Here is a 16,953-nt window from a genome sequence, read left to right as displayed (position 1 = left end):
TGCAAAGGAACTTATTCACTTTAGTTTTGCGTGATTACATTGTAGAAAATCTTACCCATACTTGTGTTGCTTAGTACACATGAATGAAATTTTTTGTCAATGCGTAAGTCCTATAGATATTGCATGAAAGCTAATCTTCAAAATTGATTGGCTTACCGTTGAAGTGCTGGTAAACGCGCTCAGGGTGCATCCAGTTTGGTAATGTCCTTTCCTCGTCTTCTAAGTTATTGCCGTTCTCATCAACTAGACCATAACGGACAACTACCCTAGATAGTGGTGTTTCACCATTAGCCGAGAATTTCTCTAATAGAATTGTGCCTGATTTACGTGCTGCTGCTGTTCCATCTGGGAATGATTCATTGGTGGCATTGTGAGTAATTCCCAGTAAATATTCCTTAGCTTTGCGGGTGTCGGTGAGGGACATTTTGAAAAAGGCGATCGCCGTGTCACCGCACAATGACTTTAAATTGGTAAATTCATCCACAATCACCTGCTGCTTTTTACTAGGTTTCTCCTTAATCCGTTGCAGCCATCTATCACAACAGTCATCAAATGCTGTGCTGATTTCATCCTCTGATTCTGCTTTACTGGTGGCTTCTAGTAATTGCCACACATCGGCATTGTCACCAGTGGCGTGACGGTCGATTAATTGATGGATTGGGGCATCAAGGCAGTATTTTCTGATGAGTGCGATCGCTGTGGCTGTATAAGTCTTACCTGAGCCTTGATTACCAATCAGCCACAATGGTTTGAGTGAATTAATAATTTTCCACAAATACCCGTCTTCATGGTTTTTCAGGGCATTTATCAGGGTATCTTTTAGCTGTTCACTGGGAGATTGGGTACTGGAAGAGTGTTCATCCTGGGGAGTGCTAGACAATTTACTCAGCTTTTTGTTAGTTTCAGCAACTTGTAGCTTATTATCAGCAATAACCTTATCCATTTCTGATATCTGCAACTCATGATTTTTGAGTGATAATTCACCATGTAAAGTTCCATTAAGGTGGTCAAGCTGTTGTTCTCCTGGGGATTTCATAGCCTCTATGATTTCAGCAGTTTGTCGGGCTATGGCCTGCTTGGTTATCTCACTTTGTTGGGCTTTGGAGAATGCTGTTAAGTCCAGATGGTTTTGAGTAAGAATGTCATTCTCCAATGCTTTGATTTTGAGCAGGGCGAATTGGCTATGAATCGCTTTCTCTTGCTTGTCAGTGAGTGATTTACTAGCAGCATAAGCAGCGAGTAGGGCAATACTCCCACCAATTCCAAATAGGTAAGCTGTACTATCTTCTGGTGGCAAAACTCTCAACACTCGGATATTAATATCAAATAGTTGATTGCGTCGTTCATTATCAATAATGTAAGCAATTCCCCGCCGCACACTTGACCCTCTGCAATCCGAATTGACCCTACAAAATAAAACCTTACTATGTTTAATTGAGTCGGTGAACAATGGCACAGTTGTAGCTAGTCCACCAACTAATAATGCACCTACTAACAAAGTAGATGCCTTGCGCTCACGTCTAAGGTTTTCGTTGAATTGTTCTATCTCTTGCATTGGTTCCTTACCCAAAGTAATAGATAAATGCCAGCAATTAAATAGAGCCAATATCCTTGGAGGAATAATCTTGTTTTGGTGATGAAACTGTTTAACACTCCGAGAGTATCAGGAGTAATTAACCAATTCACCAGTGCATCAATGTTAAAAACAAAATCTATAAATCCAGTGGCTAAATAGTTGAGCGTGACAATCGTAGCTAAAGAACTAATTAAGATTCCCCAAATATTATTTATCCTGTACATTTGGATTACACAGAGATTTAAAATAAATAACTACTGCCATGAAAATTAGAGCAATCAATAGTGAGATGTTCATGCTGGGTAACTGCCAAGTTAATCCATTCTTAGCTCTAATTTCTTTGTAAGTTTCAGCAATTGTGTCATGGGTAAGTATTACTTCTTTAGTAATTCTGCTAGTCCCACTAAATGACACTGCACCACCAATCAACAGTTTGGCAATTCCTATTAATGGCTTATCTCCAAAGTGTATTCGCCAGTTTTCACTTGATGCTTCAAAGTTGAAACCATCTCCTATATGAATCAATCCAGGTATTAAGGCTACGCAAGCAGCAAACACCTGAATAATCACCAGTGTTACTCTCAGTTCAAACAGCAACCATGACAGGCTACATGACCCTATCTGACAAGCTAGAAAGAGTATACCGCTATCAATTCTTTTTCTCGCTGTGATATCTTCATACAATCGATTTTCGATGTGTTGTAAGTATCTCAAAGTATCTTCATTGGGTAAAGACTCTTGATTGTCTAGCAGTTCTTCTAACTGGTCATTAGGGTACATAGGTGAAATTTTTGGAATGGAGAATGTAGATTGCAGATTGGAGATTGGGATTAAAAGCATTCAATTTTCTTTCTGCAATCTGCAATCGTTTTGACGTTTCTGGGGGAATTTTTTTAGAAGCCTAAAGCTGTACGCAATTGCAGTATTTTTGCTCTTAATCCTGGTGTTTGGTAATTTTTCTCAGGAATCAGGTCATAACGAGCGCGTTCTCCTTTACTCAATCCTTCGTTTAATTCCCTCATTTCATGTTGTTCATCTGCGGCTATTTGCTTTAATTCTGGTCTATGGGATTGTTCAAGTAATGAGGTTTGTTGGTCAATACCTGCTAAGTGAGCATCAAGATAACCTTTGATTTGGGTGTAGTTCATCTGGTATTGATGACGCTGGTTTTCATTAGTTTTAGATGCGACAAATTCAGCCGCTAGTTCACTTCGTTGGTGTCCATATTTGGAATTAGCTAAAGTGGCTTGCATGACAGATTTATCGATGGCGATCGCGGACTTGCCAGCTTGCACTAAAATATCCGCAGTGGCTTTGTTGTATGCTTCTGAACCGTTGATAATTTCAATGTAGGCTTGTGCAAGTTTGGGAGCTAATTCGGCTGATAATCGTCCTTGCCTTGCTAGTTCTCCAATTTTTTGGGCTGCTGCTACATCTCCGGCTAAAGCTGCATCAAAGTCGGTCAAATTTACACCAAATTTAGGCTTTAAAACATTGCCAATTCTTCTGGCTTTGGGTGCAACGTGGTTTTTTAATTTGGCTTTGGTGGTAGTGGTTGTGTCAGTTAGTTTTTTAGTCATTATTTGATAACTCCTACTTTCTTGAGATAAGCATCAAGCCTTCGATTGTTTAATGATTCTGGTTTCTCTGATGGTGTTAAGGGTTTGGTTATTTTTTGAATAAACTCCTCAAATGTTCCGTAGTCATTCTTCTCAGTCATGGTTTAGTTGGTTGGTAACAAAAAAACAGCTAAATTTGGTGGTGAGAGAGCTAACTGGTGAAACCTTCGAGCGCAAAAACGTTTAAAGCTTCTCCAGAGTTGTTTTTTACATTTGAAGTGGGATAAATGGGTAATTCTGATTGCAATTCGATTAATGCTTGCTGTGCATCTCCCAAAGTTAAATCCGGGCTATACTCTACTAGCTTGAACTGAGGATGAGTCTTGATTTTTTCAATCAGTGTTAATGATTGATTGATTAGTTTTGATAGTTCTTTGGTTTGTGTCATCTGTTGAACCATTAGGGAATCTCCCAGTAAATATTAGGGTCGTGAAATTCTCGATACTCTAGCTGTTGGACTCGATGCCTGTTTAGTCGGTAATTATCGAAGGCTATAAGAGCCAGTAATAAGGATGAAATCAACAAAATGGTGTAGCCTAATTTCTGAGGATTGAAGGCAATTGTCAAGCTTCTATCAGCCTGTTTTACTAGGTGGGAGCGCAAAGGCTTTGAGTGCTGTTCTGACTTGGCTTTTAAACGAATGGGAGCCTCTTTTGATGTCGTTGTTTATCTCCCGTAGTCCATCATTCAATAGTTGGGAGTTTTCATGATCCAATCGCGTTACAGTCTCCCTAACACCTTGTACCATGTTGGTTATCTTTTGCTTAGTAAGCTGCGCTTTGTGTTGTACAAATGCTGTAATTGCTGACTCTATTTCTGCTATCTCATAATCAGAATTAACACTGGCATAATCAAAGTTTTCAGCAATCGCTGTCACTTCCTCAATCGATAAAATAATTCCCATATCATTTGCAGCACTGGCAACTAATTCTGATTTCTCTTGTAGTGCGATGGCGGTGTTTTCTGGCTCATCTTCAGAGGTAATCGCTGGCATTTCAGATTGTGCGATACTTGGTTTTAGTTGGGTTTCTTCATTTAACTCAATCCCCTCGCACTGTGTGATTTCTGAAACGAGTACTGGTTTTTCCTGTTCCACCTGATTCTCAAGTTCTACCACCACATCTGTTTCCCTGGCTGTCTCAGATTGTTCAGACTCTACTTGTGAGTGCAATTTTTCTTCAACCAACTCATCAGCTACAGATATTTGGCTTTGAACTTTGAGTTTGAGATAGTCAACGGCTTGACTCAATTGTTCTTTGCTGGGATTTTCTAGGTCATCGCACTCTATAGCCAGGGCTGCTTCTGTGTAATCATCCTTGGTGAATCCTTGATAACCTTGCTTGTATAAACGAGCGCGGACGTTGTTAGTGAATTTGTTAGACATGGTGATTGCTCCTTATTTGGCTAGTAATAAAACTTGGGGGAAAGCGGATTTCATTGGCTGCGATAGCGAAGCGCTGCCGCCTACGGCAGATCGCTTGTTGATTGCCCATTTAGCAGCAACAAACGCGACAAGGGCTAAATCCTTGCTGTGATATCCCTCCTTGGCACTCAAAGAAAGCCCAGCGCGTTCAAACCAGTAGTAACGAGTGCTGCGCGGTACATCGTCAAGGTTGATTTTTAGATAGTCAGCCAGAATTTCTAAGAACTTTCTGCCCTCGTAGTAAACATCCAACTCATAGAAATGTCTAAATGCTTGCCAGCGTTCGTTAAACCCTTCACCACGACCTGTAAAACTGCCGTAGCGCCGTTTTAGTCCGGCGAATGCTGAGACTATATTTTGAGCATCCTTCCTCTGTACTTCAAAATTGAAGTGCTGTTTTAAGGTGGCTACGACTCGATACCAAGTGATATCAGCAATCTGTTTATTTAACTCACGTTCATAAACCTGCTTCAGATGGCGATACTTAGTTATGTATTTCTTCGTCGCCATTGTTTCTCCTGGTTAATACTTAAGTGGGTATAAAATTAACTGCCATTCCGAATAATCCAAGGTTTTTGATATACCTAATTAGCTGATTCAAGGTATTTGATATGTCCAGTTAGCTGACGACTATCAATAATCTTGGAAAATAAATCTGACAAATCACGTTCCTGTTGTATTTCATTGGCTATAACCACGCGAGAACAAGACTTTTCAGGTTTTGCGACTTGCCGGCACTTTCTCGTTTACGCCCGCGAATCGCCTAGTTTTTGCGATCTCGTGGTGTTCCACAAGAAGGGTTTGTAATCATGTTCTTGTAGTGGTTCACCCACTGCTTGGATAGCCTCACCTAACGTTAAGTCTGGATAATATTCCAGTTGTTTGAATTGGGCTAAAGCTTGGATTTCTCTGAGCCAGCGAGCGCTTGCTTCTAATCTTCGTAATTGATTTTGATTAAGCATTACTTTCTCAGTCTCATAAGGTAATTTGTTAATTGCTTCTAAGTTGCGTAAATTGATGTGCAGGAGGATTCATGCACGGTAAAACGCTACGCTATGGCTGTCCACGGCAACAATGTCATTGTTGCCGTTCTGTTGACCGCGTATTATTAACTATGCGTATGTGTTCATTTGCACAACAATGAAACGACCGCAGACATAAAGCGACCGCTATGCAGATGTGCTTACAAATAATCGAAATGTTGTCAAAATTCTGCGCTCATAGACTTTGCAACCCTCACAAGGAAACCGCCTTAACGTTTTGCGCTTGGGTCTTATTTGCGCCTGTCATGAGTTATTTGACGTATCAATAACTTCGACAATACTATAGTAGCAGCAGATACTAACAAGTACAACTCCCTTCCCAAATTTTCTTATTAGGGTGACAATTGCTGACAAGCGATAGTACTTACATGTACCTGTACAGATGCCTAGTAAAAAGCCGCGAGTGATGGTTTACCTTGACCCTGATAAGTACGAGTTTCTTAAGGAATGGGCTGAGGATGAGCATCGAAGTGTTAATAACCTCATAACAATGCTGCTTGAGCAAGCGATAGACAAGAAAAAGGAGGAAAAGGACAAATGACTAACGCGATCGCTCACAACAAAATAAGGAGATAATTTGGCCGAAGAAAAACAACCAAGCGACAGTATAAAGCGATCTAAGGGAAAATTTGACCCTTTAAAAGAAACTAGGCAATGGTCAGCCGCAGTATCCGAGGAACGCTGTAAAAGAATAGCCAGGAACATAGGTAAGCGATTGGTCGAAATCATCGACACAGAAGACGAACCTCTACCAATTATTTGTATTTTTGAGGACTACCCTGATGACTGAGACAGCAACCCAAATACCACTAACTGCATTACTCCCTATGCTGACAGCTATCAGCGAACGAGACTATCCACGCTTTAAAGAGCTTGAGATTGATTTTGCTTCTAGTCACGGTGTAGAGGTGTGGGAAGATGTTTTTAATTTTCGTCTAAAGCCAGCACTGGACAAAGACTCTGACCGTTGGCTGTTAATTCAAAAATGTAGCAAAGGCTTCACAGTCAAGGATGTAGCTTGATGATGAGAATTGCCATACACCCATTAGGGAAACAAATTCAAAAATGACGAAACCCGCTCGACCGGGAAGTTAAGCGGGTTCTGTCATTTTACTAGTCATAAACGCGGGTAACTCCGAACAAAAAGTTTACGAGGCTTTTTCGGAACCGCGATCGCAGCTCTATGTTAACTAGTTTTGCGGTCGTGTTGCAATAAGGAGTTACCCGGATTTTGAAAAATTCGGAGTAATAAAAAGTGCATACTACACAGACAAATACAACACTGACTGCTAATAGACTGACAGACAGACATTATAAAGAGTGCGTCACCAAGCGGGGCTTGTGTCCAGAATGGATAGCTGTTAACTGTCGCTCAATGGACATCAAAGAAGCGAGCGAACGCTTAGGATACACAGCAAAATCAGCAGGCATCTGGCTAGAAGGAGTCAACGGTTTTGGGCAGTATCGTCCTAACAAGCCCTGGAAGAGCTTAGACGAGAAGAAAGCACCCAAGTATCGGACAGCCACCCAGGAAGAATATGACGCAATGTTACCCCGTCATCCTGATAATCCGCTCTACTGGCAAGATTTAGAGGCACTCAAAGCACTGTGCTATCAAATCAACGGTCATCCTTGCTTAGTTTTAACTGAGGGATTATTTAAGGCGATCGCTGGCTGTTCTCACGGATTGCCCACAGTGGGGCTTGCTGGAGTGGAACAGGGCTTAACACCAGCAGCTAGCGACCCCCAAGGCAAACGTTACCTAGTCGATACCCTAGAATTGTTAGCCCGTGCCAAGTTTGGATGGATTATTGCTTTTGACGCGGACGAACACGCCCAAACAAACAAAAATGTGGTGGCAGCACAGAGAAAACTAGCTTATCAATTAGCTAAGTTTAAAGTACCTGTGTACATTGCCACAGGTAATTGGAGTGCAGCAGAAGGTAAGGGGATGGACGATTATATTCAGGCCAACGGCGACGACGCTTTTAGAGACAAAATATTAGCTAAGGCTGTTAACTTTGAAATTTGGGAACGTCAGTTTCAAGAAGACGATGCTGATAACAAAACCTTGTCAGAATCTTCTTTTGCGGCACAAATCGCCGAAGATTACCGCGCTCGCCTTGCTTGGCACGTAGCCAATAAAGCTTGGTACTGGTATGAAGCAGAAAACAGGCGCGGGGTCTGGGGTGAAATTCCCGTCGAAGAGGCGATGTCAATTGTTTTAACAGAACTGGAAACGCGGACACGCCATTTCTCCAGCAAGTTTGTCAACGGCGTTTTGACTTTACTCAAGGCCAAACTCAGGGTTAATCACTGGGAAGTCCGCAAAGGCTTTATTTGCCTTCAGGATTGTGTGCTGGATGTGAATACCCTTAAAGAATATCCACATGAGCCGGGATACAGAATGCTGAGTCAGCTACCTTTTAAATGGGCTGACCGCAATGTTGGTTGTGAGCCTGTGAAGGAATGGTTACTAGAAGCTTGCGAAGGTAAAGCTGACTGGGTACAAGTGATTCGCGCTGGCATTAATGCCACCGTCACCGAACGCGGCGGTGAGTTACAACGATTCATGGAATTAGTGGGTGCTGGCGGTACTGGCAAAGGTACTTTATTGCGGCTGGTGCAAGCACTACTTGGCAGGGAAAACTACGCAATTACAGAACTGAAGCAGTTAGAGCAAAACCGCTTTGAAACTGCGGCTCTCTACGGCAAGAAAGCTGTGTTTATCACTGACTCTGAACGCTACACAGGTGATGTTAGCACTCTCAAGAAATTGACGGGTGATGATGAGCTGCGACACGAGAAAAAAGGAATCCAGCAAACAGGCAGCTTTAGATTTAGTGGTATGGTCTGGATTGCCGCCAACGAAATCATTCAAAGCAGTGATTACACTAACGCCCTGTCCCGTCGTCGTCTCTCCATGCCTTTTGAGCGGGTGGTGCCGCAAAATGAGCGTCGCCCGTTAGAAAAGGAATTTCAACCATACTTGCCTGGGGTATTGCAATGGGTTTTAGAGATGCCAGCGTTGGATGTCGCCGCTTATGTAGGTGACACTAACAAACTAGTGCCTTCACTCGGCTCATTTAGCACAGAGGTACTGTTAAGCACTAATCCTCTGGCGGATTGGGCTAATGACTGTCTTTACTATGACCCGAACGCACAAACACAAATTGGTGATAACGGTCAAAGTCCTGAATTGTTCCTTTATCCTAACTACTGCGAATGGGCGCAGCGTAATTCTCACGGCATCATGACCAAGCAACGATTCTCAGCCATTTTGCTGAATCTGCTGAAGTCTCAACTCAACATTAATGCTGCAAAAGTGAGAAATAAGAAAGGACGTTTTATCACTAAAATTGCTATTCGCCAGTCAGGACAAGACTTTCCGCTCTTAATCTCGGAAAAAGATGCTGACCCTGATGCTGACTTTAATAAAAGTCATGCTAACCCGGTGCTGACCCCTATGCTAACTGAAAGTATTGATAGTGCTGATTTTCAGAGTGGTGCTGACCTTTTGGCTGATAGTAATGCATCTGACACCACCAACCAACACTACTTGATGAACACTACTAGCAGTGACAATCAGGAGGATAAGTCAGCACAGTCAGCACAGTCAGCACCAGCAAGGGTTTCAGGCAGCACCACTGATAGCACCACACAAAAACAAGTCAGCACCAAACAACGAATGATCGAGACTTGGGATAACAAGTCAGCCCTGGGTGAAATTGTTCTAAGCCTTGATAGTGCTGAATTACAGCGAATTGCTCAAGAGTTTAATCCTGAACAAGTGCAATATATTAAGGATGCAGCTAATAGCGTGTGGCGGTTAGGTGCAAATTCATTGGCTGATTACAACGGCGAACTAGTCTACATTTGGGAGTGCGGACAATCAAACGATGTTCGCATTGGTACTAAGCAAAAGGCTGGCGCAAAAGTTAGACGCGCTCATCTGCGTCCTTGGTTAGGCATTTGATTAAGCAACACTCGTGTTGCAGTTTCTTAGTTGGGATATGAAAGTGGGACTCTCAAAGCATGAGTGGGAGCTTCGGTTGTGCATCGCTGTTGCTAAGTCGCGGCTGGAAGAGGGCGATCGCGTGGGGGCATGAATGAAGCCATTCGAGATAGAGGCTTGGATTACACGTTTTGGCTCTTTCGTGTAAATCTAGCTTGCCTTTCTTAACGGAGATATGGCTGACAAGTTGCTTTAGCTTCTTTCTCATCCGCACTTTCAGGCTTAGTGAATACCGGATGATCGGTTAGTCGCTCACAGGCTGCTTTCAACCAAGTATCAAATTTAATATCCCACATTCTGACAGTGCCATCATAACCCCCACTGATAATTGTTTGACCATCTGTACTAATCGCTACAGAACTTACGTAACGTTGATGACCTTTAAAAGGTTCACCCTGGGGCTGACCTTTGCGGTTCCACATTCTGACAGTGTTATCAATACCCCCACTGACAATTGTTTGACTATCTGTGCTAATTGCTACAGAGTTTACATGACCTTGATGACCTTTAAAAGGTTCACCCTGGGGCTGACCTTTGTGGTTCCACATTCTGACAGTGCCATCATCACTTCCACTGATAATTGTTTGACCATCTGCGCTAATCGCTACAGATAGTACGGTACCTTGATGACCTTGAAAAGGTTTATCTTGGAGCTGACCTTTGCGGTTCCACATTCTGACAGTGCCATCATAACCCCCACTGATAATTGTTTGACCATCTGCGCTAATCGCTACAGAGCTTACGCGACCTTGATGACCTTGAAAAGGTTCACCCTGGAGCTGGCCTTTGCGGTTCCACATTCTGACAGTGCCATCAATACCCCCACTGATAATTGTTTGACCATCTGCGCTAATTGCTACAGAATTTACGTAACCTTGATGACCTTGAAAAGGTTCACCCTGGAGCTGGCCTTTGCGGTTCCACATTCTGACAGTGCCATCAATACCCCCACTGATAATTGTTTGACCATCTGCGCTAATTGCTACAGAATTTACGTAACCTTGATGACCTTGAAAAGGTTCACCCTGGAGCTGGCCTTTGCGGTCCCATATTCTGACAGTGCCATCATTACTCCCACTGATAATTGTTTGACCATCTGCACTAATCACTACAGAGTTTACGGGACGTTGATGACCTTTAAAAGGTTCACCCTGGGGCTGACCTATGCGGTCCCACATTCTGACAGTGCCATCATTACCCCCACTGATAATTGTTTGACTATCTGTGCTAATTGCTACAGAAAATACAGTACCTTGATCACCTTTAAAAAGTTCACGCTGGGACCGACCTATGCGGTCCCACATTCTGACAGTGCTATCAGAAGCCCCACTGATAATTGTTTGACCATCCGTGCTAATCGCTACAGACAATACGTAACCTTGATGACCTTTGAAAGGTTCACCCTGGGGCTGACCTTTGCGGTTCCACATTCTGACAGTGCTATCAGAAGCCCCACTGATAATTGTTTGACCATCTGTGCTAATCGCTACGGAGCTTACGTAGCCTTGATGACCTTTAAAAGGTTCACCCTGGGGCTGACCTTTGTGGTTCCACATTCTGACAGTGCCATCATTACCCCCACTGATAATTGTTTGACCATCTGCGCTAATCGCTACAGATAGTACGGAACCTTGATGACCTTTAAAAGGTTCACCCTGGGGCTGACCTTTGCGGTTCCACATTCTGACAGTGCCATCATAACCCCCACTGATAATTGTTTGACCATCTGTGCTAATCGCTACAGACTCTACGGGACTTTGATGACCTTCACCTTTAAGGAGATTTTTTTCTCGACTAATCTCAACTGCACTAAACAAGCTGTCTTTTATTGATTGGGGAAATGATTGATTAGGAAAATTGAGTCCGAGTGATCGGCTTTGTCCTACAAGACTAATTGCAGTGACCAAGCCATTTAAGGGATAAGTTGATAACTGATTTTTTGCTGTTATGGCGGTTTGTTCTATTCGCCCTCGTTCTGCACTTTGCCACTGAGAAGCTGCAAAAAGAGTTGTAGCTGTTGTGATTGCGAAACCTGTACTTAAAACGCCAATTAATGCTTGTCGTTGCCGTTTTCGCTCTTGTTCGGCTTTTCTTGCAGCTTGCTTTCTTGCTTCTTCTGCATTTACAGAAGCATTGAAAAATTCCACCTGCAACGGCGTCATGTTGTCGCCATCTCTAGAGTGATATTTCTGCAATAAATCTAAATCTGGAGAACGCCAAAGACTCCCCTCCGGACGACTATTTTCATCCCAAGCTATCGCTGCTTCATCCAAGCGGCGTTGAAAGCGAATATCGCTGCGGCTAATATCCAGCCATTCTTTCATTTGTCCCCAATTGTCAAATAATGCCTCATGGGTGACTTCTGCGGTTTCTTTCCCGTCAAGGCTAGAAAGTGTAACTAATCGCACACCAGGGCTAGCGAATCTGTTAATCACCGCTTTAACATATTCTGGTTTATCCTTGTAACTAACCAAACTATTAACATTGGCACGGCGACGAGTGTCGCTTGCTCCTTCCCCTAATTGCACTAATCCCAGAAATACCCGCCGAGCAACTTTCTTCTCTTCATAATTAAGGTTGTCAAAAATACGTTGCGCTTCCAAAGCTAATGCTCCCCCAACACCGCCAATATCTTTCAGTGTCTTAACGGGTTCAACACCTCTTTTTAGACCTGACCAGATGCGAGTAAGGGCAAATTGTAGCAGGGGCAATGCTCCTGAGCGTCCTTGTGTCTGGTTAAGTAGAAGGGAGACTACAGCTTCATCCAGGGGATGTCCTGCTTTGTATGCTGGTTTGGTAATTGCTCGCCGCAGTTCTTCTTCACTCATTGCCGGGATAATCACCCCAAGAGATGCAATTACTTGATTCAGGGCTGGGTGCCTTTGAGTTTCTTCTAAAAAATCGCTGCGGAGGGTGATAATTACTGATACACTACCAGCGCGATCGCCTGCGGCATGAATTAAGTTTTCAATAAATATTTGACGTTCTGTAGAGTCATTGCAGAGCGAGTAAACTTCTTCAAACTGGTCTACTAATACCACTAGTGGTGATACAGCAATATCCGGAAGGACATTGGCAATCCGTCGTAGTCCATCATAAATAATCAGATCTGTAGTATTAATATTAGTTGCTTTTAATACCTGCTCAAACTCTTGAGTTTTAGCCACAGGGGTTTGGTCATTTGTCGCCACCCGCGCCAACACCGTCGCTAAAGCTTCCACAGGATGGGTTCCAGGGACAAGGAGTGCTATCCGCGCTTGACTTTTACCGGGTAGGGGACGCCGTGCTAATTCTGGAATTAAACCTGCTCGTGCTAAGGAAGATTTTCCAGAACCAGATGGCCCCAAAATCGGCAGTAAGCGTAATGGCGCAATGGGTTGAATAATATTTTCGTGGAGAGTGCGAAACAAATTCCACAGCTTTTCAATTTGTTCTTCTCGCCCAAAATAGCGATCGCCATCTTCTGACTGAAATGCGAGTAGCCCTTTATAAGGATTGGGGCCGATTTCTCCTGAGTAAGAAGTTTTCTCGGACAGAACTTGACGCTCAAGTTGGTATTGATAGATAACAACTTTATTGCCATTTCCAGAAATAATGGCACTGCTGATTGCATCCCTTTCAATCTTAATACTGAGATCATCACCAGAGTAAATGTTGTTATCAGTTGCTTGACCACCTACTGCTATACTCCGCTCTCCCTGAGCAATGACGTTTTCTTCCTCTGGCATAAGTCGTTAATTTTTTAACTAATCAGGTCAAGTAATGTTATGGGTTAGTAGTCTTCGACTGGTTATGAGTCACATTATCACCAGTGCTAATAGTATTACCACTGGCATTACTCCCTAGCGCCACAGCACGCTCACCGCTTGCAATGACATTTGATACACTGCCTGTTTGTTTTGCTTCTTCAAAAAGATGGACAATCTCGCTTGCTAAAGTTGAATCTTCATTGAGTAACTTCTTCAGTTGCAGACGTAGCGCCGCCAGAGCATCTTTATCCTCTGGGTCTTTTGCTACATCAGATGCTGCTTCAATAGCTGCTGCCTTAGCTTCTACTTTGGGACTAAGTTTCGCCCACAAAGATTTAGCTTTCTCCCAGGCATCACCACCAAATTTTTCCCCAACCTTCTTACCAGCCTCTTCAGTCGCCTTTTCTCCCGCCTTAAGCAAGTAAGGGAGGAAGGGAACTAGAAATGTAGTTAAAATTGATACATCCATTTTTTTCAGCTTATCCAGTCAATAAAGATTCTAAAATGACTACCTACAGCCCGATTTTGGGTGTATTGAAGTCTATCATAGGAAATTGAGTTTTTTACTTGTTCGTAGTCCATCAATCTCTTGATATATCTCAATTTTGCCAGACTACGCTTTCACAACTACATACAATAATTGCTGCTTTCCAGATTTGATAATGAATATATTCTTCATAGTCAGTAGTTACACGTTTGGGCTATTTCGTTGAATAAACGGCGAAAATTATTGATTTTACGTTGTTAGAAAAAAAGTAGAATCGGCAATAAAAATGCTTCCACCTCTACAAATGACTCATTGCAGAGGTGGAAATTAGATTGTGAATGTAAAGAGCGTGTTTGCAGGTCGAAGTGTTTCTTATTGTTTGCGCCTACAGTTAGGAAGAGCTACAGTCATAGTCAGGACTATGATGACTTAAGCATTTTTATCAATTCAGAACGCTGTTGATCACTCAAAGACTGAATAGATTGAAAAATCCCCTGTAAATCAGCCGCATTCGTCATCACTGCTTCATCATCACTACCAGCATCAGGAAACAACAACTCATCAATCGCTTCCTTAATTAACCGTCGCTTCTCGGATGGCGTACAGCGTTCATACATCGAACGCAGCGTTTCCAACGTAGAACCCATTGCATCAGCCAAAGACCGTAATTGGGCATCCGACAGCCCCACTTGAAAACCCCAAGTCGCCCAAATATAGCGCATCGTATGCGGCGTTATCCGTTTACCAATCAGCGTATGTGCTGAATTAGCCAAAAAGTTAGCAAACGTGCTATCCGCATAACATTTGCCCACATCAGGCACAATAAAGAAATATCCCCAAGACCAAATCTCTGACTTAGTATTTGTTGGCAAACAACAGGTATCTAGCGGCGTAAATTCGGCTCGCCCCGCCGTCACCCAACGTCCCCTTACCCCTTGTAACCCAGAGTCCCACCAGCTATAAGTTTGGGAATTTTTATAACTACCAGGCAGCCACCAGCCATAAAGATAGCGTTCAATATAGTCATAAACACAACTCCCATCTGCAAACTGGCGATTCGGGATGATCAATGACTTGTGACCATGAAACTTGTAGGTCTTATAATCCTGAATATCCTTGACCCACACCCCATCCTGGTAATACTTCCCTTCATAGGTATAAGTTTTGTAGATGTAATTATCCTCCAGCGTGCCATCAGGGCGTTTATCCCGCACCGCATTCGGGGGTAAAGGGTGATATAAACCATTAGCCGGCACATCAGCCGGTCGCGCCACCGGACAACACAGCGCCACCCTCAAATTTCTCGCCTCTTGTTGGCGACGAGCTGGAGTTAATCCCAAATCCACCCAAGCTAAAAACTCCTGATGATTAATAGCTATCTGCTGTGGCGAACGGAAATCTCCCCGATTGTTGCGAGGTCGGCAGTATAATCGCAACGGCTCAATTACAGTTTCTTGTACCACCGTCAACGCAGTCTTGCCCTCTGGCACAGAGGGCCATTTTTGTGATTGGTCAGCAACATAACGGCGATTTCGAGACCATTCTTTGGTCGCATCTGCTTCCCGCTTTAAAAGGTTAGTCACTAGCTTCAATAAGGGAATGTTGTCGTAATCTGACTTATCTTCCACCCAATCACGGTAGATAAACTTACCTAAAGTCAGAATCGATAACAGCTTGAGATGACGAGTTCTCGGACTCGTGGAGTGCATCACAGACTGTAAGAAATTGAAATAATCGCAAATCAACGCTTCTAAGTAAGCCTTGTGAGTCTTCCACAACTTTTGCTGCTGTTTAGGAGTCAACTGTTCTAGCTGTTCCTCTGTCACTAAAGGAAAGATTAATGACAGCGACAGTTCATGTTTCACCATAGGAGCATAGTGAGAGCGGTATTTAGACAACCAACCCAGAAATAGCTTGATATTCTTTAAGTGTCCTTGACCAGTTGATTTTTTCACTCCTTCAATCACTCGTCCCTGCCAATTAGGAAAGGTCATAAACTCATAAAATTCATCCAATTGGGCTTGCAATTGGGATGGAGTTTCTTGTGGTTGCAGACCATAAGGCAGTGATTTACCCTTACCGGGCATCAAAGACGTATTGGACATCTCCCCATACTTGCTCGCCCTGGGTGGACAACACTGAGAGCGAAATTTTTCTTGGTGCCGCAAATTACCCGGCCACCAACTTTCTTTTTCAGCCCAAGTTACCCACTGATTAATTCTGGCTCCATAAGTATTACGACTAGCCCCAGACACGTTCAATTTGTCAAATGCTTTCTCAATTGCTGTTCTTACCTGAGGTAATAAACTTGTAGGTAATGATTTCATATGAGCTTTAGCCGCCTCCGTTTCTGCCAGAGTCATCTTCTTATGTGGATGCTGACGTTGAAAACCAAATTCAGTTAACAAAAATCTGAAGATAGCCGAATTAATTTCATTGACGATTCTCTGCAATTGTTGAGAGGAATAAATGGTGGATAAACAAGCGGAATAAAGTTGATAAACTTCCCACAAATTCTGAGGATTATTGGACATAATAAATAACTCCTGACATGGGTGGAAAACTCAAATTGTTTATTAAGTCTTCTATAAGACTTAAGATGTGATAGATTAGGGACTACAGAGAAAAGTCAATTGAGTCATATTTATTAAGAATTAATGGTCTGATTACGGATTTATCAGTAATCCTTTTGGCGAACAGCCAAATCTTCAATAAGACCTGAACATCTTGCTAATTCAAGATGATGAGTAGATTTTCATCAATTCATCTCAATAAATAAGTTGATGAAACTAAATAAATAACTGGTCTTAAATAAATCCTGAGCATGGTTGATAACTTGTTTATTGATGAATTAACAGGGGGTGAATTTGACAAGTTTTGCAAGTTTATAGATAAATTAGCTTTTGTGTATTAGCTAGAGGTAGCGCTATCTACTAATTTGATTAATCCGCGCCCAATACGTTCAATCATTTCGCTCCTCGAAATTGCCCGTTCTTGACTTAGCTCATCTAATCCAGATAAAGCAGTTTGGGTAATACCAA

At 42.7% G+C, this 16,953-nt stretch carries 16 protein-coding genes; 4 read left to right on the top strand and 12 right to left on the bottom strand.

The window, feature by feature from the left end:
- Positions 1–130: 130 nt before the first annotated feature.
- The 9 genes from H6G14_RS30435 to H6G14_RS30400 form a co-directional block, all read right to left on the bottom strand.
- The gene (locus H6G14_RS30435) at positions 131–1,555 is read right to left on the bottom strand and encodes a hypothetical protein (RefSeq protein WP_190572389.1); all 1,425 of its coding nucleotides are present in this window, start codon (positions 1,553–1,555) and stop codon (positions 131–133) included.
- A 228-nt stretch (positions 1,556–1,783) separates the two neighbouring features.
- Positions 1,784–2,356, bottom strand: coding sequence for a hypothetical protein (locus H6G14_RS30430; protein WP_190572387.1), 573 nt, complete (start codon positions 2,354–2,356; stop codon positions 1,784–1,786).
- A gap of 113 nt (positions 2,357–2,469) precedes the next feature.
- The gene (locus H6G14_RS30425; protein ID WP_190572385.1) at positions 2,470–3,156 is read right to left on the bottom strand and encodes a hypothetical protein; all 687 of its coding nucleotides are present in this window, start codon (positions 3,154–3,156) and stop codon (positions 2,470–2,472) included.
- Positions 3,156–3,296, bottom strand: a complete 141-nt coding sequence (locus tag H6G14_RS30420) for a hypothetical protein (protein ID WP_190572384.1) — start codon at positions 3,294–3,296, stop codon at positions 3,156–3,158. Before H6G14_RS30420 ends, H6G14_RS30425 begins: the two co-directional genes overlap by 1 nt.
- A 50-nt stretch (positions 3,297–3,346) precedes the next feature.
- The gene (locus H6G14_RS30415) at positions 3,347–3,595 is read right to left on the bottom strand and encodes a hypothetical protein (RefSeq protein ID WP_190572383.1); all 249 of its coding nucleotides are present in this window, start codon (positions 3,593–3,595) and stop codon (positions 3,347–3,349) included.
- A complete protein-coding gene (locus tag H6G14_RS33415; RefSeq protein WP_206757623.1) occupies positions 3,595–3,762 on the bottom strand; it encodes a hypothetical protein in 168 nt (55 codons plus the stop codon). The genes H6G14_RS30415 and H6G14_RS33415 overlap by 1 nt, the downstream gene beginning before the upstream one ends.
- Before the next feature lie 7 nt (positions 3,763–3,769).
- Positions 3,770–4,579: a hypothetical protein gene (locus tag H6G14_RS30410; RefSeq protein WP_190572382.1), complete on the bottom strand. Its 810-nt coding sequence runs from the start codon at positions 4,577–4,579 to the stop codon at positions 3,770–3,772.
- Between the two features lie 12 nt (positions 4,580–4,591).
- Positions 4,592–5,128, bottom strand: coding sequence for a hypothetical protein (locus H6G14_RS30405; protein WP_190572381.1), 537 nt, complete (start codon positions 5,126–5,128; stop codon positions 4,592–4,594).
- A 236-nt stretch (positions 5,129–5,364) separates the two neighbouring features.
- The gene (locus tag H6G14_RS30400; protein ID WP_190572380.1) at positions 5,365–5,580 is read right to left on the bottom strand and encodes a hypothetical protein; all 216 of its coding nucleotides are present in this window, start codon (positions 5,578–5,580) and stop codon (positions 5,365–5,367) included.
- Positions 5,581–6,043: 463 nt separating this feature from the next.
- Here H6G14_RS30400 and H6G14_RS34490 point away from each other — a divergent pair, with 463 nt between their 5' ends.
- From H6G14_RS34490 to H6G14_RS30380, 4 genes are all read left to right on the top strand, one after another.
- The gene (locus H6G14_RS34490; protein ID WP_190572379.1) at positions 6,044–6,202 is read left to right on the top strand and encodes a type II toxin-antitoxin system antitoxin; all 159 of its coding nucleotides are present in this window, start codon (positions 6,044–6,046) and stop codon (positions 6,200–6,202) included.
- A 36-nt stretch (positions 6,203–6,238) separates the two neighbouring features.
- Positions 6,239–6,451: a hypothetical protein gene (locus H6G14_RS30390; protein ID WP_190572378.1), complete on the top strand. Its 213-nt coding sequence runs from the start codon at positions 6,239–6,241 to the stop codon at positions 6,449–6,451.
- Positions 6,444–6,683, top strand: coding sequence for a hypothetical protein (locus H6G14_RS30385; protein ID WP_190572376.1), 240 nt, complete (start codon positions 6,444–6,446; stop codon positions 6,681–6,683). Before H6G14_RS30390 ends, H6G14_RS30385 begins: the two co-directional genes overlap by 8 nt.
- A gap of 233 nt (positions 6,684–6,916) precedes the next feature.
- A complete protein-coding gene (locus tag H6G14_RS30380; protein WP_190572374.1) occupies positions 6,917–9,637 on the top strand; it encodes a DUF3854 domain-containing protein in 2,721 nt (906 codons plus the stop codon).
- 203 nt (positions 9,638–9,840) lie between these two features.
- Here the strand turns inward: H6G14_RS30380 and H6G14_RS30375 are convergent, their stop codons facing one another.
- The 3 genes from H6G14_RS30375 to H6G14_RS30365 all read right to left on the bottom strand — a co-directional run bounded on the left by H6G14_RS30375 (position 9,841) and on the right by H6G14_RS30365 (position 16,446).
- Positions 9,841–13,404 (bottom strand): NACHT and WD repeat domain-containing protein, encoded by a 3,564-nt coding sequence (locus H6G14_RS30375; protein ID WP_190572372.1) that lies wholly within the window; start codon positions 13,402–13,404, stop codon positions 9,841–9,843.
- 37 nt (positions 13,405–13,441) lie between these two features.
- Entirely contained in the window at positions 13,442–13,894 is a 453-nt protein-coding gene (locus tag H6G14_RS30370; protein WP_190572370.1) for a hypothetical protein, read from the bottom strand.
- A gap of 437 nt (positions 13,895–14,331) precedes the next feature.
- Complete coding sequence (locus H6G14_RS30365) at positions 14,332–16,446, bottom strand: hypothetical protein (protein WP_190572368.1); 2,115 nt, start codon at positions 16,444–16,446, stop codon at positions 14,332–14,334.
- Positions 16,447–16,953 lie beyond the last annotated feature (507 nt).

Source organism: Nostoc parmelioides FACHB-3921, assembly GCF_014696625.1.
Classification (GTDB): domain Bacteria; phylum Cyanobacteriota; class Cyanobacteriia; order Cyanobacteriales; family Nostocaceae; genus Trichormus; species Trichormus parmelioides.
The sequence above is the reverse complement of the archived record's forward strand: the minus strand, read 5'-3'. Positions and strand labels throughout refer to the sequence as shown.

Bases quoted from the DNA above. Each gene is read 5' to 3' on its own strand.
- H6G14_RS30410 (WP_190572382.1), bottom strand. From the start codon at position 4,579: ATGTCTAACAAATTCACTAACAACGTCCGCGCTCGTTTATACAAGCAA.
- H6G14_RS30405 (WP_190572381.1), bottom strand. From the start codon at position 5,128: ATGGCGACGAAGAAATACATAACTAAGTATCGCCATCTGAAGCAGGTT.
- H6G14_RS30420 (WP_190572384.1), bottom strand. From the start codon at position 3,296: ATGACTGAGAAGAATGACTACGGAACATTTGAGGAGTTTATTCAAAAA.
- H6G14_RS30365 (WP_190572368.1), bottom strand. From the start codon at position 16,446: ATGTCCAATAATCCTCAGAATTTGTGGGAAGTTTATCAACTTTATTCC.
- H6G14_RS34490 (WP_190572379.1), top strand. From the start codon at position 6,044: ATGCCTAGTAAAAAGCCGCGAGTGATGGTTTACCTTGACCCTGATAAG.
- H6G14_RS30400 (WP_190572380.1), bottom strand. From the start codon at position 5,580: ATGCTTAATCAAAATCAATTACGAAGATTAGAAGCAAGCGCTCGCTGG.
- H6G14_RS30415 (WP_190572383.1), bottom strand. From the start codon at position 3,595: ATGGTTCAACAGATGACACAAACCAAAGAACTATCAAAACTAATCAAT.
- H6G14_RS30430 (WP_190572387.1), bottom strand. From the start codon at position 2,356: ATGTACCCTAATGACCAGTTAGAAGAACTGCTAGACAATCAAGAGTCT.
- H6G14_RS30425 (WP_190572385.1), bottom strand. From the start codon at position 3,156: ATGACTAAAAAACTAACTGACACAACCACTACCACCAAAGCCAAATTA.
- H6G14_RS30435 (WP_190572389.1), bottom strand. From the start codon at position 1,555: ATGCAAGAGATAGAACAATTCAACGAAAACCTTAGACGTGAGCGCAAG.
- H6G14_RS30370 (WP_190572370.1), bottom strand. From the start codon at position 13,894: ATGGATGTATCAATTTTAACTACATTTCTAGTTCCCTTCCTCCCTTAC.
- H6G14_RS30385 (WP_190572376.1), top strand. From the start codon at position 6,444: ATGACTGAGACAGCAACCCAAATACCACTAACTGCATTACTCCCTATG.
- H6G14_RS30375 (WP_190572372.1), bottom strand. From the start codon at position 13,404: ATGCCAGAGGAAGAAAACGTCATTGCTCAGGGAGAGCGGAGTATAGCA.